General features: G+C 71.2%; 15 protein-coding genes and 1 pseudogene. 9 read left to right on the top strand and 7 right to left on the bottom strand.

The window, feature by feature from the left end; genetic code table 11:
- The first annotated feature begins 19 nt into the window (after positions 1 to 19).
- Genes argC through ADL25_RS00980 form a run of 5 tightly spaced genes read left to right on the top strand, consistent with a single transcriptional unit; the run spans position 20 to position 4,856 of the window.
- A complete protein-coding gene (gene argC / locus ADL25_RS01000) occupies positions 20 to 1,048 on the top strand; it encodes an N-acetyl-gamma-glutamyl-phosphate reductase (protein WP_059125627.1) in 1,029 nt (342 codons plus the stop codon).
- Entirely contained in the window at positions 1,045 to 2,196 is a 1,152-nt protein-coding gene (argJ, locus tag ADL25_RS00995) for a bifunctional glutamate N-acetyltransferase/amino-acid acetyltransferase ArgJ (RefSeq protein WP_059125626.1), read from the top strand. Before argC ends, argJ begins: the two co-directional genes overlap by 4 nt.
- A complete protein-coding gene (gene argB, locus ADL25_RS00990) occupies positions 2,193 to 3,107 on the top strand; it encodes an acetylglutamate kinase (RefSeq protein WP_059125625.1) in 915 nt (304 codons plus the stop codon). The genes argJ and argB overlap by 4 nt, the downstream gene beginning before the upstream one ends.
- Positions 3,104 to 4,312 carry an acetylornithine transaminase gene (locus ADL25_RS00985; protein WP_059125624.1) on the top strand — a complete coding sequence of 403 codons (1,209 nt, stop codon included), beginning with the start codon at positions 3,104 to 3,106 and terminating at the stop codon, positions 4,310 to 4,312. Before argB ends, ADL25_RS00985 begins: the two co-directional genes overlap by 4 nt.
- A gap of 7 nt (positions 4,313 to 4,319) precedes the next feature.
- On the top strand, positions 4,320 to 4,856 hold the full coding sequence (locus ADL25_RS00980; RefSeq protein WP_059125623.1) for an arginine repressor: 537 nt from the start codon (positions 4,320 to 4,322) through the stop codon (positions 4,854 to 4,856).
- Positions 4,857 to 4,910: 54 nt separating this feature from the next.
- Here ADL25_RS00980 and ADL25_RS00975 read toward each other — a convergent pair whose 3' ends face one another.
- From ADL25_RS00975 to ADL25_RS00955, 5 genes and pseudogenes are all read right to left on the bottom strand, one after another.
- Complete coding sequence (locus tag ADL25_RS00975; RefSeq protein WP_079050120.1) at positions 4,911 to 5,648, bottom strand: FAD:protein FMN transferase; 738 nt, start codon at positions 5,646 to 5,648, stop codon at positions 4,911 to 4,913.
- A gap of 72 nt (positions 5,649 to 5,720) precedes the next feature.
- A pseudogene (locus tag ADL25_RS00970) lies at positions 5,721 to 6,173 on the bottom strand (FMN-binding protein); the annotation flags it as partial.
- Positions 6,174 to 6,202: 29 nt separating this feature from the next.
- Positions 6,203 to 7,540, bottom strand: coding sequence for a ferric reductase-like transmembrane domain-containing protein (locus ADL25_RS00965; RefSeq protein WP_059125851.1), 1,338 nt, complete (start codon positions 7,538 to 7,540; stop codon positions 6,203 to 6,205).
- A 124-nt stretch (positions 7,541 to 7,664) separates the two neighbouring features.
- Positions 7,665 to 8,159, bottom strand: coding sequence for an FMN-binding protein (locus tag ADL25_RS00960; RefSeq protein ID WP_059125621.1), 495 nt, complete (start codon positions 8,157 to 8,159; stop codon positions 7,665 to 7,667).
- A 7-nt stretch (positions 8,160 to 8,166) separates the two neighbouring features.
- On the bottom strand, positions 8,167 to 9,516 hold the full coding sequence (locus tag ADL25_RS00955) for a ferric reductase-like transmembrane domain-containing protein (RefSeq protein ID WP_059125620.1): 1,350 nt from the start codon (positions 9,514 to 9,516) through the stop codon (positions 8,167 to 8,169).
- Positions 9,517 to 9,719: 203 nt separating this feature from the next.
- Here ADL25_RS00955 and ADL25_RS00950 point away from each other — a divergent pair, with 203 nt between their 5' ends.
- Complete coding sequence (locus ADL25_RS00950; RefSeq protein WP_059125849.1) at positions 9,720 to 10,460, top strand: response regulator transcription factor; 741 nt, start codon at positions 9,720 to 9,722, stop codon at positions 10,458 to 10,460.
- Positions 10,457 to 11,938 carry a sensor histidine kinase gene (locus tag ADL25_RS00945; RefSeq protein WP_234380272.1) on the top strand — a complete coding sequence of 494 codons (1,482 nt, stop codon included), beginning with the start codon at positions 10,457 to 10,459 and terminating at the stop codon, positions 11,936 to 11,938. The genes ADL25_RS00950 and ADL25_RS00945 overlap by 4 nt, the downstream gene beginning before the upstream one ends.
- Here ADL25_RS00945 and ADL25_RS00940 read toward each other — a convergent pair.
- Complete coding sequence (locus tag ADL25_RS00940; RefSeq protein ID WP_059125619.1) at positions 11,935 to 12,636, bottom strand: L,D-transpeptidase family protein; 702 nt, start codon at positions 12,634 to 12,636, stop codon at positions 11,935 to 11,937. The genes ADL25_RS00945 and ADL25_RS00940 overlap by 4 nt on opposite strands.
- A gap of 3 nt (positions 12,637 to 12,639) precedes the next feature.
- Positions 12,640 to 13,227, bottom strand: a complete 588-nt coding sequence (locus tag ADL25_RS00935) for a pyridoxamine 5'-phosphate oxidase family protein (protein WP_059125618.1) — start codon at positions 13,225 to 13,227, stop codon at positions 12,640 to 12,642.
- Between the two features lie 379 nt (positions 13,228 to 13,606).
- Here ADL25_RS00935 and ADL25_RS00930 point away from each other — a divergent pair, with 379 nt between their 5' ends.
- Positions 13,607 to 14,809 (top strand): argininosuccinate synthase, encoded by a 1,203-nt coding sequence (locus tag ADL25_RS00930; protein WP_059125617.1) that lies wholly within the window; start codon positions 13,607 to 13,609, stop codon positions 14,807 to 14,809.
- Positions 14,810 to 14,924: 115 nt separating this feature from the next.
- A complete protein-coding gene (gene argH, locus ADL25_RS00925) occupies positions 14,925 to 16,358 on the top strand; it encodes an argininosuccinate lyase (protein ID WP_059125616.1) in 1,434 nt (477 codons plus the stop codon).
- The last annotated feature ends 74 nt before the right edge of the window (positions 16,359 to 16,432 follow it).

The raw sequence follows: 16,432 nt of genomic DNA, 5'->3' as shown, positions 1-16,432 counted from the left end.
CCGTCCAGGAGGAGGGTTCATGACGGTACGTGCGGCGGTGGCCGGAGCCAGCGGCTACGCGGGCGGGGAGTTGCTGCGTCTGCTTCTGGCGCATCCCGGGATCGAGATCGGCACCCTGACCGGGAACTCCAACGCCGGGCAGCGGCTCGGCGCGCTCCAGCCGCATCTGCTGCCCCTGGCCGATCGCATGCTGGAGGAGACCACCCCCGGGGCGCTCGCCGGACATGACGTCGTCTTCCTCGCACTGCCCCACGGGCAGTCGGCGGCCGTCGCCGAGCAGCTCGGTCCGGACGTGCTCGTGATCGACATGGGTGCCGACTTCCGGCTGAAGGACGCGGCCGACTGGGAGAGGTTCTACGGCACCCCGCACGCCGGGACCTGGCCCTACGGCCTCCCCGAACTGCCGGGTGCCCGCGCTGCGCTGGAGGGGTCCAAGCGCATCGCGGTACCCGGTTGCTACCCGACCGCCGTCTCGCTCGCGCTCTTCCCCGCCTACGCCGCGGGACTCGCCGAGAACGAGGCCGTGATCGTCGCCGCCTCCGGCACCTCGGGAGCCGGCAAGGCGCCCAAACCACACCTGCTCGGCAGTGAGGTCATGGGGTCGATGTCGCCGTACGGTGTCGGCGGCGTGCATCGGCACACCCCCGAGATCGTCCAGAACCTCGGCGCGGCCGCGGGCGGTGCCGTGGCCGTCTCCTTCACGCCGACGCTCGCCCCGATGCCGCGCGGCATCCTCGCCACCTGCACCGCCAGGGCGAAGCCGGGTGTCACGGCGGAGTCGGTCCGCGCCGCCTACGAGAAGGCGTTCGCCGACGAGCCCTTCGTACATCTCCTGCCGCAGGGGCAGTGGCCCGCCACCGCGTCCGTCCACGGTTCCAACGCCGTTCAGCTGCAGGTCGCATACGACGCCGCCGTGCACCGCATCATCGCGATCAGCGCCATGGACAACCTGACCAAGGGCACCGCGGGCGGTGCCGTCCAGAGCATGAACATCGCCCTCGGCCTCGACGAGACCACCGGGCTTTCCACGATCGGAGTCGCACCGTGAGCGTCACCGCCGCCCAGGGGTTCACCGCCTCGGGCATCGCCGCAGGCATCAAGGCGAGCGGCAACCCGGACCTGGCCCTCGTGGTCAACAACGGTCCCCGCCGTGCCGCCGCGGGCGTCTTCACCTCCAACCGCGTCAAGGCCGCTCCGGTGCTGTGGTCGGAGCAGGTGATCAAGGCCGGCCAGGTCTCCGCGGTCGTGCTCAACTCCGGCGGTGCCAACGCCTGCACGGGACCCAAGGGTTTCCAGGACGCGCACGCCACGGCCGAGAAGGTCGCGGACGTCCTCGGCCGCGGAGCCATCGAGGTCGCCGTCTGCTCCACCGGACTCATCGGCGTCCCGCTCCCGATGGACGTGCTCCTGCCGGGGGTCGAGAAGGCCGCGGCCCAGCTGTCCGAGCACGGCGGTGAGAAGGCCGCCATCGCCATCAAGACCACCGACACCGTCCACAAGACGTCCGTGGTGACCGGGGAGGGCTGGACCGTGGGCGGCATGGCCAAGGGGGCCGGCATGCTCGCACCGGGCCTGGCCACCATGCTCGTCGTGCTCACCACGGACGCCGACCTCGAGTCGGAGACCCTGGACGAGGCCCTGCGGGCGGCCTGCAGAGTGACCTTCGACCGCGTCGACTCGGACGGCTGCATGTCCACCAACGACACCGTGCTGCTGCTCGCCTCCGGCTCCTCCGGCATCGCCCCGGAGTTCGGGGACTTCGCCGAGGCCGTACGGGAGGTCTGCGCCGACCTCGGGCGGCAGCTCATCGGTGACGCCGAGGGCGCAAGCAAGGACATCAAGGTCGAGGTGGTGGGCGCCGCCTCCGAGGACGACGCCGTCGAGGTGGGCCGCTCCATCGCCCGCAACAACCTCCTCAAGTGCGCAATCCACGGCGAGGACCCCAACTGGGGCCGCGTCCTGTCGGCGATCGGCACCACCAAGGCCGCCTTCGAGCCCGACCGGCTCAACGTGGCCATCAACGGCGTCTGGGTCTGCAGGAACGGCTCCGTGGGCGAGGACCGCGAGCTCGTCGACATGCGCTACCGCGAGGTGCACATCGTCGCCGACCTCGCCGCTGGCGCCGAGACCGCCACCATCTGGACCAACGACCTCACCGCCGACTACGTCCACGAGAACAGCGCGTACTCCTCATGAGCAACGGAACGACCCGTAAGCACACCGCGCTGCCCAAGGCCCAGATCCTCATCGAGGCGCTGCCCTGGCTGACCCGGCACCACGGCAAGACGATCGTCATCAAGTTCGGCGGAAACGCCATGGTGAACGAGGAGCTGAAGGCCGCCTTCGCCCAGGACGTCGTGTTCCTGCGGCACGCCGGCCTCAAGCCCGTCGTCGTGCACGGGGGCGGCCCGCAGATCAGCGCGGCCCTCGACAGGCACGGCATCGTCAGCGAGTTCAAGGCGGGTCTGCGCGTCACCACCGAGGAGGCCATGGACGTCGTGCGCATGGTGCTGGCCGGGCAGGTGCAGCGCGAGCTGGTCGGGCTGCTCAACCAGCACGGCCCGCTCGCCGTCGGCCTGACCGGCGAGGACGCGCACACCATCACCGCCACCAAGCACCATCCGCGGATCGATGGCGAACTGGTCGACATCGGACGGGTGGGCGAGATCACCGCGATCGACACGGGCGCGATCGAGGCGCTGCTCGCCGACGGCCGTATCCCGGTCGTCTCGTCGATCGCCCGGAGTCAGGACGACGGACATGTCTACAACGTCAATGCTGATACGGCGGCTTCGGCACTCGCTGCGGCACTGGGCGCCGAAACCCTCATGGTCCTCACGGACGTCGAGGGTCTCTACGAGGACTGGCCCCACAGCGACGAGGTGATCAGCCGCCTCACGGCCTCCCAGCTGGAGAAGCTGCTGCCGGACCTGTCCTCCGGCATGGTGCCGAAGATGGAGGGCTGCCTGCACGCCGTGCGCAACGGCGTCAACACCGCCCGCGTCATCGACGGCCGGGTCCAGCACTCGATCCTGCTGGAGATCTTCACCGACGAGGGCATCGGCACGATGGTGCTGCCCGACAAGCACGAGGGGGACGACGCATGACGGGAACGACGGCCAACGAGGAGTTCACCCGGCGCTGGCAGGGCGCGCTCATGAACAACTACGGCACGCCGCGGCTCCCCCTCGTCCGCGGCGAGGCCGCAAGGCTGTGGGACGCCGAGGGCACGGAGTACCTCGACTTCGTAGGCGGCATCGCGGTGAACGCGCTCGGTCACGCCCACCCCGCGGTCGTCGAGGCCGTCAGCACGCAGATCGCCTCGCTCGGCCACGTCTCGAACCTGTTCATCGCCGAACCGCCCGTCGTCCTCGCCGAGCGTCTGCTCCAGCTCTTCGGCCGGGACGGCAAGGTGTTCTTCTGCAACTCCGGCGCCGAGGCCAACGAGGGTGCTTTCAAGATCGGCCGGCTGACCGGGCGCACCCATATGGTCGCCACCGAGGGCGGCTTCCACGGCCGCACCATGGGCGCCCTCGCGCTCACCGGCCAGCCCGGCAAGCAGGAACCCTTCCTGCCGCTGCCCGGAGAGGTCACGCACGTCCCCTACGGCGACGCCCAGGCCCTGGCCGCAGCGGTCACCGAGGACACCGCCCTGGTGATCATCGAGCCGATCCAGGGCGAGAACGGGGTGGTCGTCCCGCCCGCCGGGTATCTGAAGGCGGCCCGGGCGATCACCGCCGCCACCGGGGCGCTGCTCGTCCTGGACGAGGTGCAGACGGGTGTCGGCCGCACCGGGCACTGGTTCGAGTACCAGGCCCACGAGGGTGTCCTGCCCGACGTGGTCACCCTCGCCAAGGGCCTCGGCGGCGGGCTCCCGCTCGGCGCCACCGTGGCCTTCGGCAGGGCCGCCGGACTGCTCCAGCCCGGACAGCACGGCACGACCTTCGGTGGCAATCCCGTCGCGTGCGCCGCCGGCCTCGCCGTTCTCGACACCATCGAGGCCGAGGGACTGCTGGAGAACGTGAAGCGTCAGGGCGAGCGACTGCGGGACGGGATCGAGTCGCTCGGCCACCCGCTCGTCGGCCATGTCCGGGGCTCGGGCCTGCTCCTGGGTATCGTGCTCACCGAGCCGCTGGCGCAGCAGACGCAGCAGGCGGCTCAGGACGCCGGTCTCCTGGTGAACGCGCCCGCCCCGAACGTCGTACGGCTGATGCCGCCGCTGAACATCGGCGACGACGAGGTGGAGGTGTTCCTCCGGGCGCTCCCCGGCGTCCTCGATGCAGGCAACGGGGACGGACGATCCGGGGAATGAGACGACGATGAGCCAGGCGCAGGACCACGACGCGGCGGGGCCATCCGTGCCGCAGACCCGCACCGCACGCCACCGCCGGATCGTGGACATCCTCAACCGGCAACCGGTGCGCTCCCAGAGCCAGTTGGCGAAGCTCCTCGCCGACGACGGGCTGAACGTCACCCAGGCGACGCTCTCCCGGGACCTGGACGAGCTGAACGCGGTGAAGATCCGCAACACCGACGGCGACCTCATCTACGCGGTCCCCAGCGAGGGCGGCTTCCGCACCCCGCGCGCGCCGCTCGGTGAGTCGGCCAAGGAGGAGCGGATGAGGCGCCTGTCCCAGGAACTGCTGATCTCCGCGGAGGCCTCCGCCAACCTCGTGGTCCTGCGTACGCCGCCCGGCGCGGCCCAGTTCCTCGCCTCGGCCATCGACCAGGCGGAACTGCACGACATCCTCGGCACCATCGCGGGCGACGACACGGTGCTGCTGATCAGCCGCGAGCCGAGCGGCGGCCAGGCGCTGGCGGACCATCTGCTGCGGCTGGCGCAGAACCACCACTGAGCTGGGGAGGGGGCACACCGTCCGGTGTGCCCCCTCCCCAGCTGCCTGCCCGGTTCAGCCCAGACGCGCCGCCAGCCCACCCGTGCACCGCACCTCGTCACCCGCCGTGATCAGCAGGGCCTCTACGTCCGGCAGCGACTCCAGCCAGTCCAGAGCCTGCCGCGAACCCATCGCGAAGGCCGCCGTCGCCCAGGCGTCCGCCCAGATCAGCCGGGGACCCACCACGGTCACGGCCACCAGGTCGGTGACGGCCGACCTGCCGGTGCGCGGATCCACGATGTGGGCGCCTCGCTCCGCTGTTCCCGAGGTGGCCACGGCCAGTTCGGCGGCGCCGGCGGCGGAGACCACCGCCGCGAGCCCGCCTGGGCGCAGCGGATCCGCGATCCCGACCCGCCAGGGCCGGTGCGGCCCGGGCACCCCGTACATCTGCACGTCACCGCCGCCGTTGACACTCACCCCGTCGGCCCCGCTCGCCGCCAGGTGCCGCGCCGCGCGTTCGACTGCCCAGCCCTTCACGATCCCGGTCGGGTCGATCCGTCCCTCGTACCGTGTGCTGAACCAGCCGTCGCTGAGCCGCTCCGCCTCGGCTCCCGACGCGAGCACCTCGGCGACCTCCTGATCACACTGCTCGAGGGTCACGTCGCCCCGGCCCAGTCGCGAGACCTGGCTGTCCTCCCGGTAGGTGCTGAACACCTCGTCCACACGGTGCAGCCCGGCGACCGCCTCCTCCAGCGCGGTCCGCACGGCCCCGGGCTCACCACCGCGTACGTCGAAGGAGACGACGGTGCCCATCACCTCTTCCGCATGGCGCAGCGCGGACGGTCCCCCCGCCGGGTCGGTCACCTGGCCGACCACTCAGCCACCGGCCTTGTCCAGGGCCGACTGCAACGACTGCTTGTACCCCGTGCTGGTGTAGGTCGCCCCGGAGACCGCGTCGATGTCCGCGCTCTGCGCGGCGACGGCGGCCTGGTTCAGCCGGGGTACGGCCAGGGCGGTCTTCTGGTCGCTGACCCCGCCCTTCGGCGCCTGCACGGCCTCGGCCGCGGTGATCCTGCCGCCGCTCACCGTCAGGCGGACCTGGACGTTGCCGTACTGCGTCGTGGCCACATCGCCGGTGACGGTCCGTGCGCCCGTCTGCTGCCCGCTGCCGCCCTGCGGCGACTCCTGGGCCGCGGCGCTCCGCTGCGCGGCGACACCGCCCGCGGCCTGGGCCGATGCCGGGTCGGAGGCCGGCTTCAGCGCCAGCAGCAGCACGATGCCCGAGACCGTCGCGGCGCCGGCGAGTACGGCACGCCGGACGGGGTGACTCTTCCTCATCGCTCCCAAAGCTCCTGACTCCCCGTCGCTCACATCTCGAACGACTCGTGATGGATACGGCGGGCAGGGACCCCCGCGCCGCGCAGTGCCTCGTACACCTGCTGTGCGAAGCCGGGCGGCCCGCACATGAAGACGTCGTGCCGATCGATGTCGGGCAGTTTGCGGCGCAGCGTGTCCGCGGAGATGTCGGGGCGTTCCCCCTCCGGGCTGTTGACCGCGTACATAAGCCGGGCGCCGCGTTCCTCGGCGATCTGGGCCAGCTCGTCCCACAGGGCCAGGTCCTGGGTGCTGTTGGCCCGGTACAGCAGTGTCAGGTCGCCCGCGGCGCCGGGCAGCGTCTCGAACAGCGCCCGCATCGGGGTGATGCCCACGCCGCCCGCCACCAGCAGCACCTTGCCGCGGCTGCGCCGGTCGGCGGTGAGCGCTCCGTAGGGGCCCTCCGCCCACACCCGGGTACCGGGTCGCAGATCGCGCAGCGCGGAGCTGTGGTCGCCGATCGCCTTGACCGTGATGCGCAGCATGTTGGGGCGCGGCGCCGCCGACAGCGAGTAGGGATGCGAGCTGAAGCGCATGCCGGGAGCGAGGAAGCGCCAGCGGAAGAACTGCCCGGCGGCCGCCCCCATGCGGTGCAGCTTCCGGCCGGTCATCAGGACCGAGACGATGCCGGGCGTCTCCTCGACGACGGCCTCGACCCGCAGCCGGTGGCGCATGTTGAGCCGGATCGGCGTGATGATCCGGTACCAGATCACCAGTGCGGTCACCGACCCGTACAGCGCGTACCAGGCCGTCCGCGCCCACGCCTGCGCGACGAACTCGTTGCCGGTCGACAGCTGGTGCCAGAACGACAGGTAGGTGGCGGCGTAGGTGAGCAGATGGACGTGGTACCAGAGGTCGTAGGAGAGCCTGCGGCGGATCGGGCCGATCGAGATCAGGCCGATGAGGAGCAGCAGACCCGCGCCGATGGCGGCCTTGCCCACGTCCGGCAGTTGCTGCACCGAGTCGACGGTCTGCTGGACGATCCCGCCGAGCCCGGTCCCGGCCTGAAGGGCGTAGCCCCACATCGTCAGGAACAGATGGGCGAGGACGAGGCAGATGGTGTACCGGCCGGTCATCGCGTGCCAGCGGGCGACCCGGTCGGAGCCGACCCGGCGCTCCAGCGCGGGCACGCGTGCCATCTGCAGCACGACCAGCGCCATCAGATACCCGGCCAGCAGGCCGGTGATGCGCCCCGCGTTCAGGATCCGGCCGGAGTTGTCGGCGATGGACGGGGTGTTCGACCACCACATCCAGATGACGCCCGCCGCGCCCGCCCAGAGGGCGACCAGCAGCGGGACGGCAGGGGAGCGGCGTGGGCGGATGGCGCGCATCGTCTGGCGCCGCGCGGCGCGGCCACCGGCGATCGTGGACACGGTCTCCTCCGTGTTCCTGCGAGGGACGGGTGAGGCCAGTGGCCCCCTTGGCCCACAGGTACGTGAGGGAACGTCCGTGCGTTCAACCGCCCATCGAGTCCAGCGCCGACTGGAGCGACTGCTGGTAACCCTGGCTCGTGTACGTGGCCCCGGAGACGACGTCGATGTCCGCGCTCTGCGCCGCCAGCGCCTCCCGGCGCAACTGCGGGACGGCATAACCGTTGATCTCCTGGTCCCTCGGGTTCTCCTGCGGATACGTCACGGCCGTCACATCGGTGAGCTTGCCGTTCCTCACGGTGATCCGGACCTGGACGGGGCCGTAACGGGTCGGGGCCGAATCGCCGGTGACGGTCTTCGTACCCGCCGCGGCGGACCCGCGTGACCGGTCCGCACCCGAGCCACCGGAACCGGCGGATCCGGCCGGGACGCTCGCGCTGCCGGACGGGGCGGGAGCGGCCGTGACGATGTGGGGCGTGGTGTGCGGCTTCATCGACAGCAGCAGCACCGTCCCCGTGACGGTGGCGGCACTCGCGAGCACGATCCGCCGCAGTGGGCTCCTTCTCCTCAGCGTGTGCATGGTGGCCTCACAGCTCGAACGACTCGTGGTGGATACGGCGGTCGGGGACGCCGGCGGCGCACAGCGCCTCGTACATGTCTCCGGCGAATCCGGGCGGCCCGCACAGATAGACGTCGTGATCGGCAAGGCCCGGTACCGCCGCGAGGAGGGCGCCCGGCGTCAGCCGCGGGCGCGCGCCGTCCTCCCCGTTGAGGGCGTACAGCACCCGTGCACCGCGCCACCGGCCTATGGCCTCCAGCTCGGCGCCCAGCGCCAGGTCCTGTACCGAGCTCGCCCGGTACAGAAGGGTCACCTCACCCGGGAGTGTCTCGAACAGGGCCCGCAGCGGGGTGACTCCGACGCCTCCCGCGATCAGCAGCGCCCTGCCGGTGGAGCTCCGTTCCGCAGTGAGCGATCCGTACGGGCCCTCCGCCCACACCCGGGTGCCGGGCCGTAGCAGGGCCACCGACGCGCTGTGGTCGCCCAGCGCCTTGACGGTGATGCGCAGCTCGGTCCGGCGCGGCGGCGCCGACAGCGAGTACGGCGTCGACGTCCAGCGCAGGCCCTGGGCGAGGAAGCGCCACCGGAAGAACTGACCGGGCCGGGCGCCCAGGTCGTCCAGGCGCCGCCCCCGTATGACGACGGACCACACGCCCGGCGCTTCCCGGTGCACCGCCTCCACCCGCAGCCGGTGGCGAAGGTTCAGCCGCACCGGTGTGAGCACCCGGAACCACCCGACCAGGGCCGCCACGCTCAGGTACAGCGCGTACCAGGCGGCCCGGGCCGGCGCGTTCCCGACGAACTGCCCGCCCAGCGCCAACTGGTGACCGAAGGCGAGGAAGACCGCCCCGTACGTCAGCAGGTGCACGTAGTACCAGAACTCGTGGCCGACCCGGCGGCGCACGGCACGGACGGAGGTGATGCCCACGGCACACAGCACGAGCGTGCCGAGGGTCGCCTTGAGCATCTCCGGGTAGTGCAGCACCACCGTGACCGTCTCGTGCACGATCGAGGCCCGGTCCTGGGCGGCGTACCCGAGGAGGACCAGTACGACGTGCGCGACCAGCAGACAGAGCGTGTACCGCCCGGCCATCGCGTGCCAGCGCGTCACCCGGTCCGACCCGATGCGCCGTTCCAGGAGCGGGACGCGGGCCATCAGCGCGACCAGGACCGCGCAGGAGTAGCCGCACAGCAGCCCGGCGATCCGCCCGGCCCCGAGAAGCCAGCCGGCCGTCCCCACCACGGAGCCGGTGTCCTGCCACCACAGGGCGACCACGGCGGCCGCCCCGGTCCACAGGAAGGCCAGCACCGGGCCCGCCGGGGATCGCCGGACGACCGGCGGCACGAGCGGCGTCTGCTGCTGGTACACCGTGGTCATGATCGGTTCCTTTCCGGCATCGAGGACGCAACTGTGCAGGCGGAACTTCTGAGACGGCTCTGAGGACCCTGAGTCCGACCTGAAAAATCCTGGGGAACGGCACCGGCGGGGGAGGTCCGGGCGGATGTGACCGGCACTCATAGCGAACTCAGAGGGCTCGGCACCTCCGGCCGCTCCCGGGAAGAGGGATGCTGGAAGGCGCCATGACCACACCCCGCACCGGCCGCCCCGCCCTCGCCCGCCCGGACGGCACACCCCTGCGCGTCCTCGTCGTCGACGACGATCCGGACCTCGCCGAGGTGCTGTCCGGGGCCCTGCGCTACGAGGGCTGGCAGGTGCGTACGGCCGGCGACGGGGCCGCGGCCGTCACGGAGGCCCGGGACCTCATGCCCGACGCCGTCGTCCTGGACGTGATGCTCCCGGACACCGACGGGTTCGGTGTGCTGCGCTCGCTGCACACCGTGAAACCCGATGTGTGCGTACTCTTCCTGACCGCGCGGGACGCCGTCGAGGACCGCATCGCCGGCATCACGGCGGGCGGCGACGACTATGTGACCAAGCCCTTCAGCCTGGAGGAGGTCGTCGCCCGGCTGCGCGGGCTGCTGCGGCGGGCCGGTATGGCCCGGCAGCTGGAGGAGGGACCCCGGCTGTGCGTCGGCGACCTCGTGATGGACGAGGAGGCCCGTGAGGTGACCCGGTCCGGCGAACTGATCGAACTGTCGCCCACCGAGTTCGAACTGCTGCGTTTCCTGATGCGCAACCCGCGGCGTGTGCTGAGCAAGGCGCAGATCCTCGACCGGGTGTGGTCCTACGACTTCGGAGGCCAGGCCCATGTGGTGGAGCTGTACATCTCGTATCTGCGCAAGAAGGTGGACGCGGGGCGTTACCCCATGATCCATACGGTGCGCGGAGCCGGTTACGTGCTCAAGCCGGTGGCACGGTGAGCCGCGTGTTCCGGGCCGTGGTGCGGTGCCTGCCGTGGCCGCGCACGCTGCGGGCCAGGCTGACCACCGGGCTCGTCGTGCTGCTGGCACTCAGCTGTGCCGCGGTCGGGGTGGCGGCGGTGGTCGAGCTCAACGGATTTCTCACCGGCCGGCTCGACCAGCAGCTGCGGGACCTCGGCCCGCGTTTCCCCGCGAGTCTGGAGCATGGTCCCGGCAGACCCTCCGACCACGACGGCGACGAGTACGGGGACACCCGTAAGCAGTCCGCGGGCACCTTCGGCGCCCGGCTGCTCGGGGCGTCGGTCACCAACGCGGCGGTCGTCCGCCCCGGAAGCGACACCGCCGGCCTGACGGCCCCGCTGGACACTCGGGACAAGCGCTCCCTCGCCGCGGTCCCCGCGGACGGCACGGGGCACAGTGTGCGGCTGTCGTCACTCGGCGGATACCGCCTGATGGCGGTCAAGGGCATGGACGGCGACGTCCTCGTCACCGGACTCCCGCTGGAACCGGTGGAGTCCGCGGTGCACCGGCTGGAGTCGGTCGCCGCCGCGGTCTTCGGCGCGGCTCTCGCGGCCACCGGCGTCGCGGGAGCCGTCTGGGTGCGCTGGTCGCTGCGGCCGCTGAGCAGGGTGGCCGCGACCGCCACCCGGGTCAGCGAGCTCCCGCTCGCCAGCGGTGAGGTCGCGCTGCCGCCGCGGGTGCCCGAGAACGAGCCGCGCAGTGAGGTGGGCCGGGTCGCCACCGCCGTCAACCGCATGCTCGGCCATGTCGAGGACGCGCTGACCAAGCGCCACGCAAGTGAGGAGCGGCTGCGCGTCTTCGCCGCCGACGCCAGCCACGAACTGCGCACACCGGTCGCCTCGGTCCGCGGCCATGCGGAGCTGGCACTGCTGCACCCGGGTCCGGTTCCCGCGGAGGTGACCCGAGCCCTCGAACGGATCGCCGCCGAGTCGGCGCGCATGGGCGAGATGGTGGACGACCTGCTGCTGCTGGCCCGGCTGGACGCGGGCCGGCCCCTGGAGCGGCGCCCGGTCGATCTGACCCGCCTGGTGCTGGACGCGGTGAGCGACGCACGCGCGGCCGGTCCAGGCCACCGCTGGACGTTGGAACTGGCCGAGGAGCCGTTGACCGTGCAGGGCGACGCGCATCGCCTGCATCAGGTGCTCGCCAATCTGCTGGCCAACGCGCGTCTGCACACGCCCGAGGGCACTCAGGTGACCGTCTCGCTCGGGACCGACGCGGCGACGGCGGTCCTCGGGGTCCACGACGACGGACCCGGCGTCCCCGACGCCATCCGGCCGGGTGTCTTCGAACGGTTCACCCGGGCCGACCACCGCCGTCGTCCGGACAACCAGGGTGGCGGTGCGGGCCTCGGCCTGTCGATCGTGGCGGCGGTGACGCAGGCGCACGGAGGGAGCGTGGAACTGACCGGCGGCGCAGGATCGACGACGTTCACCGTGCGGCTGCCCGTCGGCTAGTAGCGTGTGATGCCCGTCGCTCCGCTGGAGGTCCCGATGGCGATGTGCGGCCTGTGCGCCGGATCGGCCCACTGAAGGATCCGGCGCATCGCGTCCTGCGGCACCGACACACAACCCGCCGTGGCGCCCTTGCCGTTGACGTGCAGGAAGATGCCGGCGCCGCGCCCGCGCACCGGCTTGTCGTAGTTGAAGCCGATCACCAAGGCGTAGTCGTACTGGGGGTCGAAGGTGATCAGATGCTCCGACTCGGAGGCGCGGCAGTCGGCCGGGAGGGGTTCCGTCCAGCGGTTGTAGGAGGCGGACGCGTCGTCCTGGCACCACCACGAGCCCTGGTGGACCGGGCGATACAGCGCTCTCGTGCCCGCCGGCGCGGCCTTGATGCCGAACGCGTAGGGCAGTCCGTACAGACCCGCCGGCGTCGTGTTCGTGCCCTGTTTCCGGATGCCGCCTTCGACGAGCCCGTTCGCGCCGAAGCGCGCCGCCGCCGAACCGGCCTTGTTCCAGCGCCCGCCCCGGCGGTCCCACCAGGTGACCATGCCTGATGTCGCGTCGGCCGTGGGCGCCTCCGCAGTGATCAACTGTGTGCCGCCGCCCGTGTCCGCCATTCGTTCCGGCAGCGGCACATTTTCGGCCGCGCCGGGCGCGGGGGCGAGCAGCAGGACAGCGGTGGAGGCGAGGGTGACGACACCGGGGCGCATGGTTCAGAACGTAGACGGCGGCAGCGGCAACGGCAGGCCCGGCAGGCCGTCCAGGCTGGATTCGATGTGCTCTTTCCTTCGAAAGTAGTCGTTCAGGGAGGTGTCGTCCTCGCGCGCGAACCGCCTGCCGTGCAGTTCGCGGTCGTCCTCGTACGCCATGAAGGGCACCGCGTAGCCACAGGTGTCCCGGATGAGCCGGGCCGTCACGACGACGATCGCCCGCAGCCCGTGCGGGGTCGGGTCGATGCAGGGGAAGTGGGTGAGGAGTTCCTTGAAACGGGGGTCGTCGCGGAAGACCGGCTCACCGCTGCCGTGCACCCGCACGATGTTCGGCGGTCCCTGGAAGGCGCACCACATGAGGGTGATCCTGCCGTTCTCCCGCAGGTGGGCGATGGTCTCGGCGTTGCTTCCGGCGAAGTCCAGATAGGCGACGGTCCGCTCGTCGACGACGGCGAACGAACCCTTGAGGCCCTTGGGGGAGAGATTGACCGTGCCGTCCCCCGACAGCGGGGCGGTGGCGGTGAAGAAGAGGGGCTGCGCTTCGATGAACGTACGCAGCCTGCCGTCGATGCGTTCATAGGTCTTTCCCATGGCCTCGATGATGAGGGAAATTCCTTCGACTGTCTAAGGAATTGCGCCGTCCGGTCGTGTCCGGCGCCCGCCGCACGTCCGTGGCCGCCCCGGCCGGCGCGCGGGGCGGCCACGGAGCCTGTCACGACACGCGGTGAGCGTGCCGGCCGCCGGAGGGCCGCTGTTCCGGACGGGTCGGGAGCGGCCGCCCGATGGGCCCGCGCCGCGTCCGGCCAAAGGTATGAGAAGGGCATTTCGGGCGTCCAGGAGACCGGAGAGTTCCTCCGGGTGTGGCGCCGTCGCCTGCCCAGCCGCGCCGAGGTGACGTCCAAGATTGACGAACCATGCAACCTCCTGCATACTCATGCATGCCAGCGAATGCACTGTGAGGGAGAAACCCGTGACCGAGCGCGTCGTACTCGCCTACTCCGGCGGTCTGGACACCTCCGTCGCCATCGGCTGGATCGCCGAGGAGACGGGCGCCGAGGTCATCGCCGTTGCGGTCGACGTCGGCCAGGGCGGCGAGGACCTGGACGTGATCCGCAAGCGCGCGCTCGCGTGCGGAGCCGTCGAGGCCGAGGTCGCCGATGCCAAGGACGAGTTCGCCGACGAGTACTGCCTCCCGGCGATCAAGGCCAACGCCCTCTACATGGACCGCTACCCGCTGGTCTCCGCGCTGTCCCGGCCGACGATCGTCAAGCACCTCGTCGCCGCGGCCAAGAAGCACGGTGCCACCACGGTCGCGCACGGCTGCACCGGCAAGGGCAACGACCAGGTCCGCTTCGAGGCGGGCATCGTCGCCCTCGCGCCCGACCTCAAGTGCATCGCCCCGGTCCGCGACTACGCGATGACCCGGGACAAGGCGATCGCCTTCTGCGAGGACAAGCAGCTCCCGATCGCCACCACCAAGAAGTCCCCGTACTCCATCGACCAGAACGTCTTCGGGCGCGCGGTCGAGACGGGCTTCCTGGAGGACATCTGGAACGCCCCGATCGAGGACATCTACGAGTACACCTCCAACCCGGCCGAGGCCCGCGAGGCCGACGAGGTGATCATCACCTTCAAGGAAGGTGTCCCCGTCGCCATCGACGGCAGGTCCGTCTCGGTCCTGCAGGCCGTCCAGCAGCTCAACGAGCGCGCCGGCGCCCAGGGCGTCGGCCGGATCGACATGGTCGAGGACCGGCTGGTCGGTATCAAGTCCCGTGAGGTGTACGAGGCTCCGGGGGCGATCGCGCTGATCACCGCCCACCAGGAGCTGGAGAACGTCACCGTCGAGCGTGAACTGGCCCGCTACAAGCGCCAGGTCGAGCAGCGCTGGGGCGAACTGGTCTACGACGGCCAGTGGTTCTCCCCGCTCAAGCGCGCGCTCGACGGTTTCATCAACGAGGCCAACCAGCACGTCTCGGGCGACGTCCGCCTGACCCTGCACGGCGGCCGCGCGGTGGTCACCGGCCGGCGCTCCCAGGAGTCGCTGTACGACTTCAACCTCGCGACGTACGACACGGGTGACACCTTCGACCAGTCCGCCGCCAGGGGCTTCATCGACATCTACAGCCTGTCGTCGAAGATCGCCGCACGGCGTGATCTCGCGGGCGGAGCCTGACGCCGGTCCGGCGTGACCGCCGGGCCACCCCCGCACGTACTAGCCTGACAGCCGCCTCCTCACTTGCCGACAGTGGGGAGGCGGTCGCACATCGCCACCTTCGAGGAGCAACGCAGTGAGCAGCAACAGCGGTGACGTCCGGCTCTGGGGCGGCCGTTTCGCCGACGGTCCCGCCGAAGCCCTGGCGAAGCTGTCCGCATCCGTCCACTTCGACTGGCGCCTCGCGCCGTACGACATCGCCGGTTCCCGTGCCCACGCGCGCGTCCTGCGCAAGGCGGGGCTCCTGACGGACGACGAACTGACGCGCATGCTCGACGGACTCGACCGGCTCGAGGCCGACGTGGCCTCGGGCGAGTTCACCGGCACCGTCGCCGACGAGGACGTCCACACCGCCCTGGAGCGCGGCCTCCTGGAGCATCTCGGCCCCGATCTCGGCGGCAAGCTCCGCGCGGGCCGCTCCCGCAACGACCAGGTAGCCACCCTCTTCCGGATGTATCTGCGCGACCACGCCCGGGTCATCGGCGGGCTGATCGCCGAGCTCCAGGACGCACTGGTCGGTCTCGCCGAGGCGCACCCCGACGCGGCGATGCCTGGCCGTACGCACCTGCAGCACGCCCAGCCCGTGCTCTTCGCGCACCACGTTCTCGCCCATGCACAGGCCCTGTCCCGGGACGCCGAGCGGCTGCGCCAGTGGGACGAGCGCACGGCCGTTTCCCCGTACGGCTCGGGCGCGCTCGCGGGATCCTCCCTGGGGCTCGACCCGGAGGCGGTCGCCGAGGACCTCGGCTTCGAGCACGGCAGCTCGGCCAACTCCATCGACGGCACGGCCTCCCGCGACTTCGCCGCGGAGTTCGCCTTCGTCACCGCGATGATCGGGGTGAACCTCTCCCGCATCGCCGAGGAGGTCATCATCTGGAACACGAAGGAGTTCTCCTTCGTCACCCTGCACGACGCCTTCTCCACCGGCTCCTCGATCATGCCGCAGAAGAAGAACCCGGACATCGCGGAGCTGGCGCGCGGCAAGAGCGGCCGCCTCATCGGCAATCTGACCGGTCTCATGGCGACGTTGAAGGCGCTCCCCCTCGCCTACAACCGCGACCTCCAGGAGGACAAGGAGCCGGTCTTCGACTCCATCGACCAGCTGGAGGTCCTGCTCCCGGCCTTCACCGGCATGATGGCGACGCTGACCGTGCACCGTGAGCGGATGGCGGAGCTGGCGCCGGCCGGTTTCTCGCTCGCCACCGACATCGCCGAGTGGCTGGTCAAGCAGGGTGTGCCGTTCCGGGTCGCGCACGAGGTCGCGGGCGAGTGCGTGAAGGCGGCCGAGGCCGAGGGCAAGGAGCTGGACGAGCTCACGGACGAGCAGTTCGCGAAGATCTCCACGCATCTGACCCCCGAGGTGCGGAGCGTCCTCAGCGTTCCCGGCGCCCTCGCCTCCCGCAACGGCCGAGGGGGCACGGCCCCCGAGGCTGTCGCCGTCCAGCTGGCCGAGGTGAAGACGGACCTGGCGGCCCAGCACGCGTGGGCCGCCGCGAAGCGCGGGAAGTAGCCGGTCGCCTGCGCGGAGGGCGTCGCGGGTTAGGTTGGTCCGAGCCGCACGGAGCCGACCGAACGGAGCCCGCG

Origin of the sequence: Streptomyces sp. NRRL F-5122, assembly GCF_001507435.1 — a bacterium.
In the GTDB taxonomy this organism is placed as follows: Bacteria; Actinomycetota; Actinomycetes; order Streptomycetales; family Streptomycetaceae; genus Streptomyces; species Streptomyces lannensis.
Note: the sequence above shows the minus strand (reverse complement) of the source record. Positions and strands in the feature narration are given on the sequence as shown.